Source organism: Variovorax sp. FW305-3-2-15-B-LB1 (assembly GCF_058787635.1).
Genome location: NZ_JBYSZY010000001.1, coordinates 23,681 through 41,275 on the forward strand (window position 1 = coordinate 23,681; position 17,595 = coordinate 41,275).

At 69.3% G+C, this 17,595-nt stretch carries 22 protein-coding genes; 11 read left to right on the top strand and 11 right to left on the bottom strand.

Features of this window, described 5'->3' with window-relative positions; all coding sequences use genetic code 11:
- Window positions 1-116: 116 nt before the first annotated feature.
- Together AC3WQR_RS00145 and AC3WQR_RS00150 are read left to right on the top strand one after the other, a co-directional pair.
- The gene (locus AC3WQR_RS00145; protein ID WP_492740836.1) at window positions 117-818 is read left to right on the top strand and encodes a phytanoyl-CoA dioxygenase family protein; all 702 of its coding nucleotides are present in this window, start codon (window positions 117-119) and stop codon (window positions 816-818) included.
- Window positions 819-970: 152 nt separating this feature from the next.
- Complete coding sequence (locus tag AC3WQR_RS00150; RefSeq protein ID WP_492740837.1) at window positions 971-1,357, top strand: VOC family protein; 387 nt, start codon at window positions 971-973, stop codon at window positions 1,355-1,357.
- Window positions 1,358-1,375: 18 nt separating this feature from the next.
- On the opposite strand, the gene AC3WQR_RS00155 is transcribed toward AC3WQR_RS00150, so the two are convergent.
- Complete coding sequence (locus tag AC3WQR_RS00155) at window positions 1,376-2,092, bottom strand: winged helix-turn-helix transcriptional regulator (protein ID WP_492740838.1); 717 nt, start codon at window positions 2,090-2,092, stop codon at window positions 1,376-1,378.
- A gap of 103 nt (window positions 2,093-2,195) precedes the next feature.
- Here AC3WQR_RS00155 and AC3WQR_RS00160 point away from each other — a divergent pair, with 103 nt between their 5' ends.
- On the top strand, window positions 2,196-3,617 hold the full coding sequence (locus AC3WQR_RS00160; RefSeq protein ID WP_492740839.1) for an FAD-binding oxidoreductase: 1,422 nt from the start codon (window positions 2,196-2,198) through the stop codon (window positions 3,615-3,617).
- Window positions 3,618-3,680: 63 nt separating this feature from the next.
- On the opposite strand, the gene AC3WQR_RS00165 is transcribed toward AC3WQR_RS00160, so the two are convergent.
- Window positions 3,681-3,992 (bottom strand): hypothetical protein, encoded by a 312-nt coding sequence (locus tag AC3WQR_RS00165; RefSeq protein ID WP_095747647.1) that lies wholly within the window; start codon window positions 3,990-3,992, stop codon window positions 3,681-3,683.
- A gap of 133 nt (window positions 3,993-4,125) precedes the next feature.
- Window positions 4,126-5,019: a LysR family transcriptional regulator gene (locus AC3WQR_RS00170; protein ID WP_492740840.1), complete on the bottom strand. Its 894-nt coding sequence runs from the start codon at window positions 5,017-5,019 to the stop codon at window positions 4,126-4,128.
- A gap of 88 nt (window positions 5,020-5,107) precedes the next feature.
- Between AC3WQR_RS00170 and AC3WQR_RS00175 the strand changes: the two genes are divergently transcribed.
- Both AC3WQR_RS00175 and AC3WQR_RS00180 read left to right on the top strand, forming a co-directional pair.
- Entirely contained in the window at window positions 5,108-5,926 is an 819-nt protein-coding gene (locus AC3WQR_RS00175; RefSeq protein ID WP_492740841.1) for an NAD(P)H-dependent oxidoreductase, read from the top strand.
- 95 nt (window positions 5,927-6,021) lie between these two features.
- Window positions 6,022-6,411, top strand: coding sequence for a DUF427 domain-containing protein (locus tag AC3WQR_RS00180; RefSeq protein ID WP_062481469.1), 390 nt, complete (start codon window positions 6,022-6,024; stop codon window positions 6,409-6,411).
- Window positions 6,412-6,537: 126 nt separating this feature from the next.
- Here AC3WQR_RS00180 and AC3WQR_RS00185 read toward each other — a convergent pair whose 3' ends face one another.
- The 5 genes from AC3WQR_RS00185 to AC3WQR_RS00205 form a co-directional block, all read right to left on the bottom strand.
- Window positions 6,538-6,918 carry a helicase SNF2 gene (locus AC3WQR_RS00185; protein WP_492740842.1) on the bottom strand — a complete coding sequence of 127 codons (381 nt, stop codon included), beginning with the start codon at window positions 6,916-6,918 and terminating at the stop codon, window positions 6,538-6,540.
- A gap of 247 nt (window positions 6,919-7,165) precedes the next feature.
- The gene (locus AC3WQR_RS00190; RefSeq protein ID WP_492740843.1) at window positions 7,166-7,975 is read right to left on the bottom strand and encodes an APH(3'') family aminoglycoside O-phosphotransferase; all 810 of its coding nucleotides are present in this window, start codon (window positions 7,973-7,975) and stop codon (window positions 7,166-7,168) included.
- A 3-nt stretch (window positions 7,976-7,978) separates the two neighbouring features.
- Complete coding sequence (locus AC3WQR_RS00195; RefSeq protein ID WP_062481473.1) at window positions 7,979-8,314, bottom strand: SMR family transporter; 336 nt, start codon at window positions 8,312-8,314, stop codon at window positions 7,979-7,981.
- A gap of 114 nt (window positions 8,315-8,428) precedes the next feature.
- Window positions 8,429-8,962 (bottom strand): cupin domain-containing protein, encoded by a 534-nt coding sequence (locus tag AC3WQR_RS00200; protein WP_492740844.1) that lies wholly within the window; start codon window positions 8,960-8,962, stop codon window positions 8,429-8,431.
- The gene (locus AC3WQR_RS00205) at window positions 8,959-9,702 is read right to left on the bottom strand and encodes an NAD-dependent epimerase/dehydratase family protein (RefSeq protein ID WP_492740845.1); all 744 of its coding nucleotides are present in this window, start codon (window positions 9,700-9,702) and stop codon (window positions 8,959-8,961) included. The genes AC3WQR_RS00200 and AC3WQR_RS00205 overlap by 4 nt, the downstream gene beginning before the upstream one ends.
- A 96-nt stretch (window positions 9,703-9,798) precedes the next feature.
- Here AC3WQR_RS00205 and pdxR point away from each other — a divergent pair, with 96 nt between their 5' ends.
- Window positions 9,799-11,220 carry a MocR-like pyridoxine biosynthesis transcription factor PdxR gene (pdxR, locus tag AC3WQR_RS00210; RefSeq protein ID WP_492740846.1) on the top strand — a complete coding sequence of 474 codons (1,422 nt, stop codon included), beginning with the start codon at window positions 9,799-9,801 and terminating at the stop codon, window positions 11,218-11,220.
- Window positions 11,221-11,223: 3 nt separating this feature from the next.
- On the opposite strand, the gene AC3WQR_RS00215 is transcribed toward pdxR, so the two are convergent.
- Complete coding sequence (locus AC3WQR_RS00215) at window positions 11,224-12,036, bottom strand: ankyrin repeat domain-containing protein (RefSeq protein WP_492740847.1); 813 nt, start codon at window positions 12,034-12,036, stop codon at window positions 11,224-11,226.
- A gap of 338 nt (window positions 12,037-12,374) precedes the next feature.
- Between AC3WQR_RS00215 and AC3WQR_RS00220 the strand changes: the two genes are divergently transcribed.
- Genes AC3WQR_RS00220 through AC3WQR_RS00240 form a run of 5 tightly spaced genes read left to right on the top strand, consistent with a single transcriptional unit; the run spans window position 12,375 to window position 16,703 of the window.
- On the top strand, window positions 12,375-13,475 hold the full coding sequence (locus AC3WQR_RS00220; protein ID WP_492740848.1) for a GNAT family N-acetyltransferase: 1,101 nt from the start codon (window positions 12,375-12,377) through the stop codon (window positions 13,473-13,475).
- The gene (locus AC3WQR_RS00225; protein WP_492740849.1) at window positions 13,472-14,323 is read left to right on the top strand and encodes a PA4780 family RIO1-like protein kinase; all 852 of its coding nucleotides are present in this window, start codon (window positions 13,472-13,474) and stop codon (window positions 14,321-14,323) included. Before AC3WQR_RS00220 ends, AC3WQR_RS00225 begins: the two co-directional genes overlap by 4 nt.
- A gap of 22 nt (window positions 14,324-14,345) precedes the next feature.
- The gene (locus AC3WQR_RS00230; protein ID WP_369646632.1) at window positions 14,346-15,272 is read left to right on the top strand and encodes an ABC transporter substrate-binding protein; all 927 of its coding nucleotides are present in this window, start codon (window positions 14,346-14,348) and stop codon (window positions 15,270-15,272) included.
- A 13-nt stretch (window positions 15,273-15,285) separates the two neighbouring features.
- Window positions 15,286-16,152, top strand: a complete 867-nt coding sequence (locus AC3WQR_RS00235; RefSeq protein WP_062481484.1) for a GNAT family N-acetyltransferase — start codon at window positions 15,286-15,288, stop codon at window positions 16,150-16,152.
- Entirely contained in the window at window positions 16,149-16,703 is a 555-nt protein-coding gene (locus AC3WQR_RS00240) for an SET domain-containing protein (protein ID WP_062481486.1), read from the top strand. The genes AC3WQR_RS00235 and AC3WQR_RS00240 overlap by 4 nt, the downstream gene beginning before the upstream one ends.
- Window positions 16,704-16,725: 22 nt before the next feature.
- On the opposite strand, the gene AC3WQR_RS00245 is transcribed toward AC3WQR_RS00240, so the two are convergent.
- Together AC3WQR_RS00245 and AC3WQR_RS00250 are read right to left on the bottom strand one after the other, a co-directional pair.
- Window positions 16,726-16,989: a DUF1090 family protein gene (locus tag AC3WQR_RS00245; RefSeq protein ID WP_255221224.1), complete on the bottom strand. Its 264-nt coding sequence runs from the start codon at window positions 16,987-16,989 to the stop codon at window positions 16,726-16,728.
- Window positions 16,990-17,112: 123 nt separating this feature from the next.
- A complete protein-coding gene (locus tag AC3WQR_RS00250; RefSeq protein WP_062481490.1) occupies window positions 17,113-17,520 on the bottom strand; it encodes a RidA family protein in 408 nt (135 codons plus the stop codon).
- Between the last annotated feature and the right edge of the window lie 75 nt (window positions 17,521-17,595).

The window sequence follows — 17,595 nt, forward strand, 5'->3', positions numbered from 1 at the left end:
CCTCCTTGATCTGCTTTCGGCCGATGTTAGCCATGCTCGCCCTGTGCAGCCGCTCTTGTATTCTTGCTTCCACGCCGCGCGACGTTCATTAGCGGACTGCGCGGCCGCTTCAAGCCATGACGCCCTCTCACACCGACTTCTTCACCGACAAAGGCTATGTGCGGTTGGAAGGCTTCCATCCGCACAAGCAGATCGCGGGCCTGCGGCAGAAGCTGCTCGGTGAGATCAAGCGCCTGAAAGCCTTGTCCGGCGGAAGGAGCCTGCCCGGCGCGCTGCACAAACTCCCCGTCTTCCAGCAGATCGGCAAGCTGTCGGCGCTCGTCAAGGTGCCCGGCGTGCACGAAGCGCTGGTGACGCCGACGCTGATCGACTGCGTCACCCGCCTGGGCGGGCGCGCTCCAACCGCCATCCAGGACACGCAGCTGCTGCTGTCCCCGCCCCTTCAAGGCGCCTCGACCCTCACTGGTTTGAACTGGCATGTCGACGTCTCGACCCGACCGCAAGATCCGCTGCCGGGAATCCAGGCCTTCTTCCTGATCGACGACGTGGCACCCGGCGGCGGCGCGACGCTGGCATTGGCCGGATCGCATCGCGTCGGCACGCCGGGGCGGGTTGCGGCCTCCGAACTGCGACAGCTTCTGAAGACGACCGGCGACCTGTCGCAAAGCCTTCACCCACTGGGCATCGGCCTCGTCGAGATGTCAGGGCGCGCCGGCGATGTCTTCCTGATGGACCTGCGCCTCTTGCACACGCCCTCCGTCAACTCGACGAAGAACGTGCGGATGATGGCGACGACGCGCTGCTTCCTGAACACCTGAGGCGAGTTCGCGAAGGGCCTCGCATCACCAAACAGGTTACCCACCGCACTGGCATCGCGCCCGCCTCAAGCGTAAGCTGACCACCACCCGGCCAGCCAAGGCCATGCCGCCAAGCGGCACCCGCTGCGCCGAACTGTGCGAAAGGACCCACCATGCTGTCCGACTCGTCTGTCACGACCATGCTTCCCGTGAAGGACATGGACCGCGCGCGTGCCTTCTACGAGGGCTGCCTGGGCTTGAAGGCGGGTGGCTTGCGGCCCGACGGCAAGTTCGTCTACACGGTGGGCGGCAGCACGCTGGCGCTGTTCCCCAAGCCCGAGGGCACCAAGGCCGATCACACGGCGATCAGCTTTCAGGTGCCGGACATCGCCGCCAGCATCGACAAGCTGAAGCGCGCCGGCGTGGTGTTCGAGGACTACGACTTTCCCGACCTGAAGACGGTCGACCATGTCTGCGTGCTCGGCTCGGAAAAGGCGGCGTGGTTCCAGGACACGGAAGGCAACTTCCTTTGCATCCACGAGGACCTTGCGCCGGCGTAGCTGGCTCGCCGTGAGCAGCTACGGCGCCAGAGATTGGCCGTCCGGCAACTTCCGTCCCGCGGCGCGACGCGTCGAGGCGAACACGCTGGTGCCCAGCCACCGCCACAGGTCTTGCGCGTCGCACCTCGCCCCATCGACACGGATCTCGCGCGACTGAAGCGCCTGCTCAGGCGTGCGGTCGCCCGTCCACACTTCGGTCAAGGCGCGCACGGAGGCATCCACCACGAGCGTCAGCTCGCGCCCCGGGTCGTCGCGGCACAGATCGGCCACGCCGTCCTCCACCACGAGCCACCACGTGCGCTCGCGCGTCCGTGCGTCGCGCAGCTGGAAGTGGATGATCACAGGCCGGGGCGGGAACTCCTGGATGCACGCGAACCGGCGCATGTCCCACATGAGCAGGCCCGCATCCAGTTCGTCGTCGCGCAGGCGGCTGCCGATCCACTGCGCCCCCCAATGGCCCAGCGCCATGACGATGGGTCGAAGTTCCTCGCCGGCCTCTGTGAGGCTGTATTCCCACACCTTGCCGACGGTGTTGCGGCGCACGACACCGAATTCCTCGAGGCGATGAAGCCGCTGCGCCAGCAAGCTGGTGGACATTCGCGGGACGCCGCGATGCAGGTCATTGAAGCGCTTGCTGCCGCACAGCAACTCGCGCACGACCAGCGGCGTCCATCGCTCGCACAACACCTCGGCCCCCCTGGCGACGGTGCAGAACTGACCGTAGGTGTTTTCCATCGCCTCGTCTCCAGAGCGGCAACGCTTCAGATTCTGGACTTGTTCGCTCGCCTGGTCACGCGCAAGCTGCCCCCGACTTCCTCACTCATTTCGGAGACGACTCATGACGATCCAACTCACACGCATGGACGGCGGGACCGTGGACCTTTCGCCGGAGATCCTGCAGTCGTTCAAGGCCACGTTCAAAGGCCAGGTGCTGACCGCGGACGACCCGGCCTACGAGGAGTCGCGCAAGGTCTGGAACGCGATGATCGATCGCCGCCCTGGCCTGGTGGTGCGCTGCACCGGCACGGTCGATGTCGTGCAGGCCGTCCGGTTCGCGCGCCAGCATGGGCTTCTGAGTTCCGTGCGCGGCGGCGGCCACAACATCGCAGGGCTTGCGGTCTGCGAGGGCGGCCTCATGATCGACATGTCGCTGCTCCGAGGTGTCTGGGTCGATCCCGCGCGCCGCACGGCCCGCGCGCAGGCGGGCTGCACGCTGGGCGACGTCGACCGCGAGACACAGCTGCACGGGCTCGCCGCCGTGCTCGGTTTTGTGTCTGCCACCGGGATTGCAGGCCTCACCGTCGGCGGCGGATTCGGCTACCTCACGCGTCGCCACGGCTGGACCTGCGACAACGTGGTCTCGATGGAGGTCGTGACGGCCGGCGGCGAGGTCCTGCGTGCGTCTGCGGAGGAGAACGAGGACCTGTTCTGGGCGCTGCGTGGTGGCAGCGGCAACTTCGGCATCGTCACCTCCTTCGAGTACCGGCTCTTTCCCGTCGGCCCCGAAATCCTGGGCGGTGCGATCGCATGGAGCGGCGACGACGCCCGGCAGGTTCTCGACGCCTACCGTGCGTTCAGCGCAGAGGCCCCGCGCGAACTGACCAGCGTGGCCGTTCTGCGGATCGCGCCGCCGGCGCCCTGGCTCCCGAAGGAGGTGCACGGCAAGCCGATCGTGGCCATCTTCGTCTGCTACACCGGCAAGGTCGAAGAGGGAGAGGCATTGATCGCACCGCTGCGCGCGCTTGGCCGGCCGGTGGCCGACATCGTGACGCGCAGGCCCTACACGCAGATGCAGAGCCTGCTCGACGCCACGCAGCCCAAGGGACGGCGCTACTACTGGAAGTCGCACTACCTGCCAGGCATCGATCAGCAGACCATCGACCTCGCCGTGGCGCACGCGGGCCGGATTCAGTCGCCCCATTCGGCCATCCTCCTGTTCCAGATACAGGGTGCACTGGGCGAGCTGCCTGCCGGGCATTCGCCGGCGGGCAACCGGGACGCGGCCTATGTGCTGAACATCGCGGGCTCCTGGGAGCAGCCGGGCGACGACGACATCCACATCCAGTGGGCGCGGGACTGCTTCGAAGCGACGCGCGCCTGCTCGACAGGCGGGGCCTACATCAACTTCCTGACGGCGGAAGAGGGTCAGGACCGCATCGAAGCCGCATACGGCCGGGCCAACCTGGACAAACTCGCGGCGCTCAAGCGCAGGTACGACCCCGAGAACTTCTTCCGTCACACAAAGAGCGTCTCCGGCTGAACCGATCGTCGGCGACTTGTTGACGGCCCTTCACAGCTGCATCCAGCGCGGGCGCCCGGTGACCTAGTCCCACGCAGGAAGCTGCAGCAAGGCATCGGTGGGACGGTCCAGGATGTCGACGCCGGCGAAAGCGGTCCCGCCCGGCAAGAGCCGGGCGTCGCAAATGACTTCCCAGCCGTGGTTTTCAGTGCGCCGGGCCAGGCACACCTCCTCGCCGGCCGCAAGGAGCTTGACGCATTCGCCGACGCTGACGCGCTGTGCCGTGCCAAGGGAAAACTCCGTCGAACCAAACTCCTTCTCCACGACCGGGTGAATGGCGACGAGGTCCACCTTTCCGTCCTTGAAGTGAACCGCGGTAATTGCGTGCTGGGCCATCTTCGACCTCCATTCGTGCAGAGAGAGCCCCGACAGGCCCACGCTTCGACTGTACGCCCGCGGCGGCAAGTTCCCCGTCGTCATGGCGAAAAGCCGATGCCGGCAAAGGGGGCGACTGGCTCGCCAGCCGGCGCTACAAGCTGCGGGCGATCTGCTCGCGCAGCCACCGATGCCCCGGGTCGCGATGCCGCCGCTCGTGCCACAGCATCGCCATCTCGTAGCCCGGCACCTCCAGCGGCGCCTCCACCACGCGCAGCCCCGGCGCGCCGCGCGCCAGGCGCTCGGGCAGCATGGCCACCATGTCGGTGCTGGCCAGCACGGACATCATGAAAAGAAAGTGCGGCACCGACAGCGCCACGCGCCGCGTGAGGCCCTGCGCCGCCAGCGCCTCGTCGGTGGGGCCGGCAAAGCCGCCGCCACTGAGCGACACCACCACATGCTCCAGCGCGCAGAACTGCGCCAGCGTGGGGCGGCGCTTCAGGCGCGGGTGCCCTGCCCGTCCGGCCAGCACGTAGCGCTCGTGGAACAGCACGCGCCGGTGCAGGCCGGGCGGCGCGCCCACGCTGGTGTGGAAGAACAGGTCGATCTCCGCCTGCTCGAGCTGGCGCGCCATGCGCGTCGGCACGGCCTCGACCACGGCCAGCCGCGTGTTCGGCGCGGCCGCGCGCAGGCCGGCCAGCGCGGGCAGCAGGATGGCCGACTCGGCGTAGTCGGCCGCGGCCACGCGCCAGGTGGTGGTCGCCTTGGCCGGGTCGAAGGGCTGGCTGGGCGCCACCGCGCGGCCCAGCGAGGCGAGCGCTTCGCGCAACGGCTCGCGCAGTTCGTCGGCACGCGCGGTGGGCCGCATGCCGCGCTGCGCGGGCACGAGCAGCGGGTCGCCGAAGAGCTCGCGCAGCTTCGCCAGCTGCACGCTCACCGAGGGCTGCGAAAGGTTCAGGCGCTCGGCCGCGCGGGTCACGTTGCGCTCGGCCAGCAAGGTGTCGAGCGTGACCAGCAGGTTGAGGTCGATGCGGCTGAAATTGTTCATGGCGATACCTGGCATTCAAACTATTCATTTCCAATATAGCGCGGCGCTCCCTAACCTGAGGGCATCTTCACTCGAACCCTTTGACACCGTGAACATCCTGCTGGTCCTTGCCCATCCCGAAGCCGCCTCGCTGAACGGCTCGCTCCATCGCTTCATGGTCGAACGCCTCACGAGCGCCGGCCATACCGTGCGCGTGTCCGACCTGTACGCGATGCGCTGGAAGCCCGCGCTCGACGCCGACGACTTTCCCGCGCGCGACACCGCCGCGCCCTTCGACCCCGTGCTCGATTCGCTGCGCGCCTTCGAGGGCGGCACGCAGACCGCCGACATCGCCGCCGAGCAGGAGAAGCTGCTGTGGGCCGACGCGGTGATCCTGCAATTCCCGCTGTGGTGGTACTCGATGCCCGCCGTCCTCAAGGGCTGGATCGAGCGCATCTACGCCTACGGCTTTGCCTACGGCGTTGGCGAACATTCCGATACACACTGGGGCGACCGCTTCGGCGAAGGCACGCTGGCCGGCAAGCGCGCGATGCTGGTGGTGACCACCGGCGGCTGGGCCTCGCACTACGCCCCGCGCGGCATCAACGGGCCGATGGACGACCTGCTGTTTCCCATCCACCACGGCATCCTCTACTACCCCGGCTTCGATGTGCTGCCGCCCTTCGTGGTGCACCGCACGGGCAAGGTCGACGCTGCAGCCTATGCGCGCATCACCGGCGAGCTAGGCGAGCGGCTCGACACGCTGTGGACCACCGACCCGATCGCGTTCCGCCCGCAGAACGGCGGCGACTACGAAATTCCGGCGCTCACGCTGCGCGAACACATCGCGCCGGGCCGCGCGGGCTTCGGGGTACACCGCAAAAACAGCGAATCTGAAACTTTGGTTTTCGAGCCCGGCCGCCTTTGACCACGCCGGGAACAGGTGGATTCGCGGGAGACTTCAAATCGTCGCGACAACGCAGCAAGATGCGCATCCGCCGATTCGTCCGAAGGAGCTTGTCCATGTTCGCCACGCCAGAACGCACCGTCAAGATTCCGGGCCCCGACCATGCGATCACCATCACGCCGAATCCGTTGCGCGTGGTGGTGTCGGTGGGAGGCCATGTCATTGCCAGCTCGCGCGAGGCGCTGACCTTGCGAGAGTCGCATTTCGGCACGGTGCATTACCTTCCGCGCAAGGACGTGCGCATGTCGCTGCTGGAGCGCACCACGCATGCGACCTACTGCCCGTACAAGGGCGAGTGCGCCTACTACAGCATTCCAGCCGGCGGCGAGCGCTCGGTGAATGCCGTGTGGACCTACGAGTCACCCTATGAATCGGTCGCGCCGATCAAGGACTACGTGGCCTTCTATCCGGACCGCGTGGGCACGATCGAAGAACGCTGCTTCTGACGACCGCCCCACCCCGTTCGTGAAAAAACCGGCCCTTGCTTTCGCAAGGCCGGTTTTTCTTTCCCTGGCCCGCCGACACCCGCCCCGTGGGGCCGAGTGCGCGTGCCTGCCTGTCAGACCGATCGATTACAGCGGCAGTGCTTCGCCGCGTGCGGCGGCACGGGCTTCGGCGCGCACGCTGGCACGGTCCAGGCCGCTGGCCAGCACCGGGGCCACGCGGGAGGTCACGGCTTCGCTGTAGGGGTTCTCGCTGCGAGCGGCCACCACGGCCTGGGCGCGCACGGCGTCGCGGCTCACGGTCGACACGAACACCTGGGCGGGGCCTGCCTCGGCGCCGGTGGCATAGGGGTCGGCGCTGTGCGCGGCCACGACAGCTTGTGCGGCGACGTCGGCGCGGTTGGCGGCCGAGGTCAGGCGATGCACGCCTTCGTAGGTTTCAGCGTGGGCGGCCCCGGCGACGGCCATCAGGGCAACAGCAACGGCGGAGAGGATCTTCGAGGCGTTCATGGCGGTTTCCTTCTTCAATTCAGTTCAGTAGTACAAGTGTTTGCTTGGAGGGTTTGAACCGGTCTGGGGTGGGTCACCGTCCCTCTTCTTGAAGGGCGGCCAACTCGCTCGGGGCCTGTTCATCCGGACCGGCTTTTGGGGGCCGGTCCGTGAGATGAATTGTGCGGCGTGATCTAGGTAAAAACCCGCAGCAAAAAGAACCACGGCGTTCCCGAAAAGGAAACAATGCGGCGCGCCGGCGCGGCCATCAGCCCCAGGTCAGCGGGTCGAGCCGAAGATAGAACTCGAGCCGGCCGTCGTCGGGCGCGTCGATGCCCAACTGCGCGAACAGCAAGGCATGCGCGGCGCGCGCGTCGGCCGCATCACGCCAGCTCTCGCGCGCATTGCCCAGCAGCAGCGACAGGTCGACATACCGGTCCGCCGTGCCCAGCCGCCCCACGTCGATGAGGCCCGTGCATTGCAGCGTCTGCGGATCGACAAGGAAGTTCGGCAGGCAGGCATCGCCGTGGCACACCACGAGGTCTTGCGCTTCCTGTGCCAGCCGGTGCGGCAGGTCGGCGTGCAGCCGTGCCAGCAGCAATGGTGGGGGAACATCCTGCTGGTCCGGGTCGAGGAACTCCGGGTTCACCGCGCCGCGCGCGACGACATCGGCGGCGCGGTCGAACATGGCTGACAGCGGGCGCGCAAACGGGCACTCGCCCGCCGGAATCTCGTGCAGCGCGCGCAGGCGCCGCGCCATCGACGGCCAGGCACGCAGCAGGTCGGCCGCCGGCAGGTCGCTGGCCGGCACGCCCGGCATCGCGGCCGTGACCAGGCAGGCGCCTTCGGGTGTCACGCGCCAGTCGAGCACGCGCGCGGAGCCGATGTTGTACGGCGCGAGCCATTCGGTGCGACGACGCTCTTCGTCGAGCTGCGCGGCGCCCGCACCGAGCGACACCTTCGCGAAGGCCGCGCCATCGCTGCGGCGGAACACCGCATCGCCCGACTCGCCCTCGCTGGCCGGCGTCCACGTCGTGCCGGCGGGCAAGCGGGGCAGCAGCTGTTCGATCGTGCCCATGCCTCAGTGCCCCACCGACTTCGAGAACACGTTGACCACCACCACGCCCGCGATGATCAGCCCGAGCCCGACGATGGCCGGCGCATCGAGCGTCTGGCCGAACCAGAGCCAGCTCACGACCGAGATCAGCACGATGCCCACGCCCGACCAGATCGCGTAGGCGATGCCAGTAGGCAGCACGCGCAGCGCGAGCGAGAGAAAGTAGAACGACACGGCGTAGCCCACCACCGTGGCCACGCTGGGCCAGAGCTGGGTGAAGCTGTCCGAGGCCTTGAGGAAGCTGGTCGCGAGCACTTCGACGACGATCGCGACAGCGAGGTATGCATAGGTCAGGGTCATCGCCGGACTCTAAACGCGCGCAGTCCGTGCGGCCCCGGTGGCCTTGCGCGATCCGGGGCCGAAGGCGCGTGCGTTTGACGCTCTCTCGAAGCTGTGCGCACAGCACCAGAAGCTTCAGGGCGGCAGCAACAACGGTCCGCAGTTGGTATCGGTGACGAACACTGCCATCAGCTTCGCGGGCTTCACCGGGTCGGGGTTCTCCGCGAACATGTGCAGCGTGTTCGGCGGCTCGAAGAAGGTCTCGCCGCTCTTGAAAGTGCCCACGGGACCGCCGCCCAGCTGCGAGCGGATGGTGCCCTCGACAATGATCGCGGTCACCGAGCCCGGGTGCCGGTGCGCGGGCGAATAGGCCAGCGGCGGAAAGTCGACCAGCACTGTCGTCACCGACTTGCCGGGCACATGCGGCAGCGCCTCGCACGACAGCACCTTGACCTGCGTCGCGGGCCGCGCCGTGGCCTCCGAGCCTGCGGGCACGGGCGCAGACGCGAACATCGGCCGCGCCACCGAACTGCACACGTCGGCGAACCACTGCACGGCCTCCTGCTGGCCGGCGCGCGGCATCAGCGCCCAGCCGGCGGCGAGCACCAGCGACAGCCCCGCGAGGCCCGCGCCGATGGAGGGCGCGCGATGCCAGCGTGCGGCCTTCATGACGCGACCTCCTGTGACAGCCGGAATGCCGCATGCCACCCCAGTTCGCGCCTTGCCTTCTCGCTGCTGACCTCGGCGCTGTCCTCCGCGATGTTGAAGATGCCGCCGCGCGCATGCCGCATCGCGAGCAACGCCGCCCAGGCCGCGGCCTCGACATGCACCGGGCTCACGCCCTTCGGTGCCGCGTTCGAAGTGCCCGGCCCATGCAGCTGCCCATAGCGCAGCACGGTGCCCGTGAGACCGACGGCACCCAGCACGCTGCGCTCCAGCGCCGCCACGCCGTCGATGCTGATGCGGCGACCGCCTTCGGCCCCGAGGTCGAGCGGCTCGTCCTCGGCGTGCGGCGTCGGCCCGGGCGCGTAGGCCCAGGCGATGCTTTGCGCAATCAGCTGCTTCGCACCGGCCGCCAGCGTCGCCGCCACGAGGTGCCGCGTGCCCTCGATGCGCACGCGCGCATTGCGTACCACCGCCTCGGCCATCAGCGCCGGGTCCAGGTCCCGGGGCAGATCGGTGAGCTGGTGGATGACGACCGTGGGCGCGATGCGCACCAGCGCGTCGCGCAAGGCCTGCGCGTCGAACACATCGACGACGACCGGCGTGGCACCGCGTGCCTCCAGCGCCGCCGCACGCTCGGCCCGGCGGGTGCCGCCATGCACCGTGTGGCCGGCCTCGACCAGCAGCGGGATCAGCACCGAGCCCACGGCCCCGGTCGCGCCCGCCACGAATACCTTCTCGCCCATTGCGTGTCCTTCTTTCCTGCTGGCTGTTCGAAGGCTCGAGCTTAGGATCGTGATGCACCAGACGAAAGAACCAAGAATCGTCAAAATGACTGGGCCATGACCGAACCGCCAGACAACGCCCTCCCCGGCATCGACCGCTCCACGGCGACCCCGCTGCATCGCCAGGTCTACGAGCGCTTTCGCACGGCCATCGAACACGGCGTGCTGCGCCCCGGCGACCGCGTGGCGTCGGCGCGCAGCCTGGCCAGCGAGCTGGGCGTGGCGCGCGGCACGGTGGAAGCGGCCTACAGCCAGCTCGCGGGCGAAGGCTATTTCTGCGCGCAGGGACAGGCGGGCACGGTGGTGTCGCCGTCGCTGCCGATGCAGCGGCCGGTGCGCGCCGGTTCGCGCCCCGTCGCGGATACGCCTGCACTGGCGGGCCCCGCCGCCCCACCGCCGCTGCAGCTCGGCATCCCGGCACTCGATGCCTTTCCGCGCAAGCTCTGGGCACGGCTGATGGCCCGCCGTGCGCGCGCCATGGGCGCGGCCGACCTGTTCTACGGCGACCCCGCGGGCCATGCGCCGCTGCGCGAGGCCATCGCGGCCTACCTGCGGGTGTCGCGTGGCGTGGCCTGCCAGCCGGCGCAGGTCTTCGTCACCGGCGGCTACCGCGCGTCGCTGGCGCTGGTGGCGCGCACGCTGCTCGCCAGGGACGACCGCGTGTGGATCGAAGACCCTGGCTACGCCCCCACGCGCGACGTGCTGCACAGCGCCGGCCACCGCGTGGTGCCCGTGCCGGTGGACGACGAGGGCCTGATGGTCGCGCGCGGCGTGCGCCGCTCGCCGAAGGCGCGCATGGCGGTCGTCACGCCCTCGCACCAGGCGCCGCTGGGCGTGTCGATGTCGCTGGCGCGCCGGCTGCAGCTGCTCGACTGGGCCTCGCGTGCGAAGGCCTGGATCGTCGAGGACGACTACGACGGCGAGTACCGCTACGCCGGTGCGCCGCTGCCCGCGCTCAAGAGCCTCGACGGGCACGACCGCGTGCTGTACGCGGGCAGCTTCTCGAAAGTGCTCTACCCGGGCCTCGCGCTGGGCTACCTGGTGGTGCCGGAATCGCTGCGCGCACGCTTCGAGGACGCGTCGCGCACCGCGTCCAACGGCTGCCCGCAGATCACGCAGGCCACGGTGGCCGACTTCATGCGCGACGGCCATTTCTCGCGCCACCTGAAGAAGATGCGCCTGCTCTACGCGCGCCGCCGCACCCTGCTGGTCGAGGCCTTGCACAAAGCCTTCGGCGACGGCGTGCGCATCGACCTGCAGGCCGGCGGCATGCACCTGATCGCGCGCTTCGAAGGGCACCGCGACAGCGACGTGGTGCTGGCCCGTCGCGCGCAGGCGGCCGGCCTGAACTGCCAGCCACTGACAGCCCGGGGCACCACGGCCGTTGAAAGCCAGGGGCTGCTGATGGGCTTCACCAACGTCGCCTCGCCCACCCAGGCGCGACAGCTCGCGACCCGGCTGCGCGCGGCGTTGGGCTGAGGCTCAGGCGCGCAGATCGACTTCAGGCCGCATCGACGACGCGCCGTTCCAGCGCACCTCGAAGCCCGCGCCGCGAAACTGGCCGACCACCAGTTCGCCGACGCGCTGCATGTCCGCATCGCCGCCCTCGGGCGCGCCCCAGAACGCGAGCGAGAGCTGGCTGGTGCGCTTGGCGCGGTTCTGGTCCTGCCGCGTGTAGAAGCAGAAGCCGTGCACGCCGGCCTTCTTGCCGCCGCGTTCGCGGAACGCTTCGGAGCAATCGGAGAAGCCGTCGGACTGCGTGTCGCCCGCGTCCTGCAGCGCGACCAGGCCCGCCTGCGTCAGCGCGGCGAACACGTCGGCGATGCGTGCTTCGGCGGCGCGCCATTGCGCGGCGCTCATCTTCACCGGGTCGGGCTCGGGCGGCGGCGGTTCGGGCAGCGCGTGGCCGGTGATGCGCGAGAGCAGCTGCGCAACCTCTTCCTCCATCGCGTTCTCCGTGATGTGGTTGCCGTGGCTGTCGCGCACGTCGGGGTTGGCGCCCGCGTCGATGAGCAGTTGCACCGGCTCTGTGGTCGGCGAGAACTCGGCCGCGAGGTACAGCGCGGTGCGGCCGTCGGTGCCGGTGTATTCGAGCGGGCTGCCGGCCTCGAGCAGCAGTTGCAGCACGGCGAGGATCGGTTCGAGCTCGGCTTCGTTCGTACCCGCCGCGGCACATTGCAACGCGGTGAAGCCCTGCTTGTTCACGGCGGCCAGGTCGGCCCCGGCCGCGATGCAGGCGCGCACCGTGTCGACATCGGCTTCGCCCGCCGCGTCGAAGATCTTCTTCGGATTCATGGCATCTCCCTGTTGGTTTTTGGATTCTGCCGCAGGCGCCTTGCACTTCACAGACCGCGCGAACCTCGCTACATTCGACGCCTCGATCAACAAACCGGACTGGAGGTGCGCGATGGAAGACACTGCTATTCACTCTCCCTCCCACGTACGGTTCGTCGGGTCGCATCCGAACTGCTGCTGAAGCGCTTTCCACGCTCCAGGTGCCGCTGAAGGCACCACCAGCCAGCCCGTTCGACCCTCGCGGTGTCCTGCCGCGACACGCCGTCCGATTCAGACAACGCCACGCCGGCACACGAGTGCCGCGCGCGGTCCGTTCCCTTTTCGAATCAAGGCTCACCATGCTTGAAACCCGTGCCGCCGATGCGCGGCAGTTCGTGACTTCCCTTTTCGATCCGCAGCGGGCGTCCGCTGAAGAATGGGCGCAGGCCCTGGCCTACTGGCGCCAGCGCCACGACGAAGACTTTCCGGGCGAGCCGCAGCCCGACGACGCCCACACCCAGCAGGACGTGCGCCAGCACACGCCGCTGCATGTGGTGCACCGCGCCTTCGCGCGGGACGCACAGGGGCGCATCGTCGGCAGCCTCAACATGGGCGTGCGCCGCGAAGGCTCGCCCGACTACGCGACCTTCGCGCCTTTCATCGACGTGTGGGGCGGCGTGCTGCGATCGCACCAGCGCCAGGGCGTGGCCAGCACCTTGCTGCACCGGCTTCTGGCGCTGATGGAGGCGCGTGGCCCTTCCACTGCGACCTTCAAGACCCACTTGCCGGAAGGCCGGGCGTTCCTCGCGGCCATCGGCGCGACCGAGAAGCACCGCAGCATCGAGAACCACATGGCCTTCGCCGGCCTCGACTGGGCGGCGCTCGCACGCTGGCGCGCCGACGCCCTCGCGCCCACGCACGGGCTGCGCCTGGAGATCCACGCAGGCCGCGTGCCCTTCGATCGGCTGGCCACGCTGATGGCGCCGCTGTCCGCGCTGCTCGAAGACGCGCCCACCAGCGCGCTGGAGCGCGCGCCCCTGCGCTTCGAGCTCGAAGGCTTCCACGCCTGGTACGCCGAAATCGACCGGCGCGGCGGCGAGCACTTTCTCGTGCTGCTGCGCGATGCCAATGACGAGGTGGCCGCCGTGTGCGACGCCAGCTGGAACCAGCTGTACCCCGACCGCATGTTCCAGCGCCTCACGGGCGTGGCCCGCGCCTGGCGCGGCAAGGGACTGGCCAAGGGCGTGAAGGCGATCATGCTGCAGCTGGTGCGCGAGCGGCATCCCGAGGTGGTGATCGCCGTCACGCAGAACGCGGAGGCCAATGCGCCCATGCTCGCCATCAACCGCCAGCTGGGCTTTGCCCCGCACAGGCATGATGGCGCCTACCAGATCGGCACGGAAAGCCTGAGGGCCTTCCTCTCGACCCGCCCCCTGGCTGTGCCGGAGGCGCGCGCATGAAGACACCCCCCAGACTGCAATCCCTCGTCGACGAGGGCCTGATCGACAGCGTCGTGCGCCAGCTCATGAGCGGCAAGGAAGCCATGGTCTACGTCGTGCGCTGCGGCGACGAAACGCGCTGCGCCAAGATCTACAAGGAAGCCGACAAGCGCAGCTTCCGCCAGGCCGTCGACTACACCGAGAACCGCCGCGTCAAGAACACGCGCGAAGCGCGCGCCATGGCCAAGGGCACGAAATTCGGCCGCCAGGTGACCGAGGCCATCTGGCAGAGCGCCGAGGTCGATGCGCTCTACCGCCTGGCCGCGGCCGGCGTGCGCGTGCCCACGCCGCACAACTTCCTCGAAGGCGTGCTGCTCATGGACCTGGTGACCGACGCCAACGGCGACGCCGCCCCGCGCCTGAACGACGTGGCCTTCTCGCCCGAAGACGCGCTGCTGCACCACGCGAGCCTGCTCAAGGAAGTGATGCGCATGCTCTGCGCAGGCATCGTGCACGGCGACCTGTCGGAGTTCAACGTGCTGCTGGCCGAAGACGGCCCGGTCATCATCGACCTGCCGCAGGCGGTGGATGCCGCCGGCAACAACCACGCCAAGCGCATGCTGCTGCGCGACGTGGAGAACCTGCGCAACTTCTTCGGGCAGTACGCGCCCGCGCTGCTGAAGACGCACTACGGCGACGAGATCTGGCAGCTCTACGAGCGCGGCCTGCTGCGGCCCGAGACCGAGCTCACGGGCACCTTCGTGCGCGAGACCGGCCCGGTCGATCTCAGCAACGTGCTGCGCGAAGTGGACGACGCACGGGCGGAAGAAGCGGCGCGCCAGCTGCGGATGCAAGCGCCGCGACAATAGCGGGCTGACTCCGCCCGCCCCGATGACCTTCAACGCCCTGCCCCAGCGCCCACCCTTTTCAACCGCCTTCCGCCACATCGCCCGGGCCGCGGCCTTCGTGGCACTGGGAATCGGCCCGGCCGCACACGCCGGCGCCATCCGGCTGGAAGACGACCGCGGCCGCGTGCTCGAGCTGCAGGCGCCGGCCAAACGCATCGTGTCGCTGATGCCCTCGCTCACCGAGACGGTCTGCGCGCTCGACGCCTGCGACCGGCTCGTGGGCATCGACCGCCACGCCAACTGGCCGGCGGCGGTGAAGGGCCTGCCGCAGGTGGGCGGCATGGACGACGCGAACATCGAGCGCATCGTCGCGCTCAAGCCCGACCTCGTGCTGCTGCGCCCGCGCAGCCGCGCTGCCGAGGCGCTGGAGCGCCTGGGCATCAAGGTGCTGGCGCTCGACGCCAAGACCCATGCCGACATGCGCCGCGTGATGGAAACCGTGGCCCGCGCCACCGGCAAGCCGGGCGCGGGCGAGGCTTTCTGGCGCAGCCTCGATGCCCGGCTGAACGCGGCGCGCGCCCGCGTGCCGCTGAACTGGCAGGGGCGGCGCGTGTACTTCGAGGTGCACGGCGGCGTCGCGGCGGCAAGCGAAAGCTCCTTCATCGGCGAAACCCTGGCGCGCCTGGGCCTGGCCAACGCGGTGCCCGGCTCGCTCGGCCCCTTCCCTAGGATGAACCCCGAGTTCGTGGTGCGCGCCAACCCCGACGTGCTGATGGTCTCGGCCCTCGGCGAAATCTCGGCCATGGCGGGGCGCCCCGGCTGGTCGGCCATGTCGGCCATCCAGCGCGGGCGCGTCTGCAGCTTTGCCTCGGCGCGCTTCGACCTGATGATGCGGCCCGGCCCCCGGCTCGACGAGGCGGCCGATGCCATCGTGAATTGCCTTGCGTCGCTGGATGCGCCGCGCAACTGATCTTCGGCACGCCATGAACTTCGACATCGTTCCCGCCGCGAACTTCGGCACCGACGAACTCACCGCCCTGTGGAACCGCTCGTACGAAGACTACTTCGTGCCGATCGCGTTCGACCGCGCGATGTTCGAGCGGCACGTGCGGCGCGCCCAGGCCGACCTTGGCCTCTCGCGCGTGAGCGTCGCCGACGGCGAGGCCTGCGGCCTCTCGCTCGTCGGCCGGCGCGGGCCGCGCGCCTACCTCGCGGGCTTCGGCATCGCGAGCGCGCAGCGCCGCCGCGGGCTGGCCAAGCAACTCATCGACGCGCAGCTGCGCGACCTGTCGGCGGCCGGCATCGCGCAGGTGCAGCTCGAAGTGATCGAGCAGAACCCGGCGCGGCAGCTGTACCGGCAGGCGGGCTTCGTCGAAACCCGCGCGCTCGAGGTGCTCGAAGGCAGCTTCGAGCCTCGTGCCGATGCAGCTTCGACAGCGCCCGATACCGATGCGCTCGCCGCCCTGCATGCAGCCTGCACCGCCGTCTCGCGCCCCACCTGGCGCCGCGAGTGGCCGACCGTGCAAGGTGCGCTGGTGCACGACGGCGCCGTGGCCCTCGGCACGGCAACGAGCGGCTACGCCATCCTCCTGCCAGCGACCCTGCCGCTGAACACCTTGCTCGACGCCGCCGCACCCGACGAGGCCTCGGCCCATGCGCTGCTCGATGCGCTCGCGCAGGCACGCCCGGGCGCACGCTGGCGGCTGGTCGACGAGCCCGAGGGCAGCCCGCTGCACCGCGCCCTGACCGCACGCGGCGCCACCCTTGTCATACGCCAGATCGAGATGACCGCCACACTCCAGCCCCAGCCCACCTTTTCTTCCGATTCCTCGCGCCCCGTCCGTTCATGAAGTCCCCCAAGCGAACCTCGTCCACCCCTTTCATCCGCGTGGGCCCCAGCGGCGTGCATGGCCTGGGCGCCTTCGCCACGCGCGACCTGCCGGCCGAAGCCTTCCTGGGCCTGTACGAAGGCCGCCGCTACACCAGGCAGGAAGTCGCCTCCAAGCTCTGGGACGACCAGCTCACCTACCTGTTCACGCTGACGACCGGTGAGACCATCGACGGCGCCAAGGGCGGCAACGCCACGCGCCACCTGAACCATTCGTGCGAGCCGAACTGCGAGGCGGTCGAGGAGTACGACGAGGCGGGCGAGATGGTGCTGCGCTTCCAGACGATGGAAGCGGTGGAGGCCGGCGACGAGCTCTTCATCGACTACTCGCTCACGGCTGACGACGGCTCGCCGCCATCGAAGTACCCCTGCCATTGCGGCTCGCCGAACTGCCGCGGGACGATGTTGGCGCCGGTGGAGGCCGTGGCGGAGAAAGACGGGCCGGCCACGGCGGCCGACGTGGCGCCGGCTGCGTCGGACCCGCGCAGGCAACTCAGCGACCTGCCCTGGTGAGGTAGCTGCGAGCCGCCAAGGCTCAGGGCGACTCGCTCTTCACGCTGCGCAGTTGCGCCTCCGCGCGTTCGAGCTCGGTGCGCAGCGTGCGGATCTCGCGTTCCAGTTTCTCGATGCGCGCTTCGCGGCTCATCGGCGCCAGCGCCTGGCAGCGCTGCTGCAGCGCGCTCAGGGTGTCGGCCAGCTCACGCCGGCGCAGCATCTGGCCGCGCGAACGGGCCAGGGCCATGTCCCGCTCCAGCACGGCTTCCTGCGCCTTGCACTCTTCGGCACTCAAGGGCTGCACGGACGCCTCGGTTTGGGCAAAGGCGGCAGGCATGGCCAGGGTCAACGCAAGGGCCAGGAGACGGGGTTTCGGACGCATGCCATACGGTACCCGAACTGCCTGGCGGAACAGGCCTTCAGCCCTTCAGGCTGCAGCTGTTCTGGCGATGCACTTGATCTCGATCAGCCAATCCGGGCTGCCCAGCCGCGCCACCTGCACCAGCGTCTGCGAGATCTGCGGCTCGCCGCCGAACATCTCGGCGCGCAAGGCGAACAGCGCGTCGGCCTGGCCGAGGAAGCCGTCGATGTCGGTCACGAACAGGGTTTCGTCCACCACGTCGGCCATCGAGGCGCCGAAGGACGCGAGCACGCCGCGCACGTTGGCGTAGGCCTGCCGCACCTGCGCCGCAATGTCGCCGGCGCCGAGGGTGCGGCCCTCGCCGTCCACGCTCACCTGGCCCGAGAGATAGATCGTGTCGCCGACCTGCACGCCGTCGGCAATGATGTGCTTGAACGCGCCTTCGCGCACCACGCGGCGGGGAGTGACGGACATGGGGTTTCCTGGGTTTCGTTGGGAGCGCCGCAGTATCGAAGGCGCCACCTGCACTGGCATGCCGTGCCGCGGATG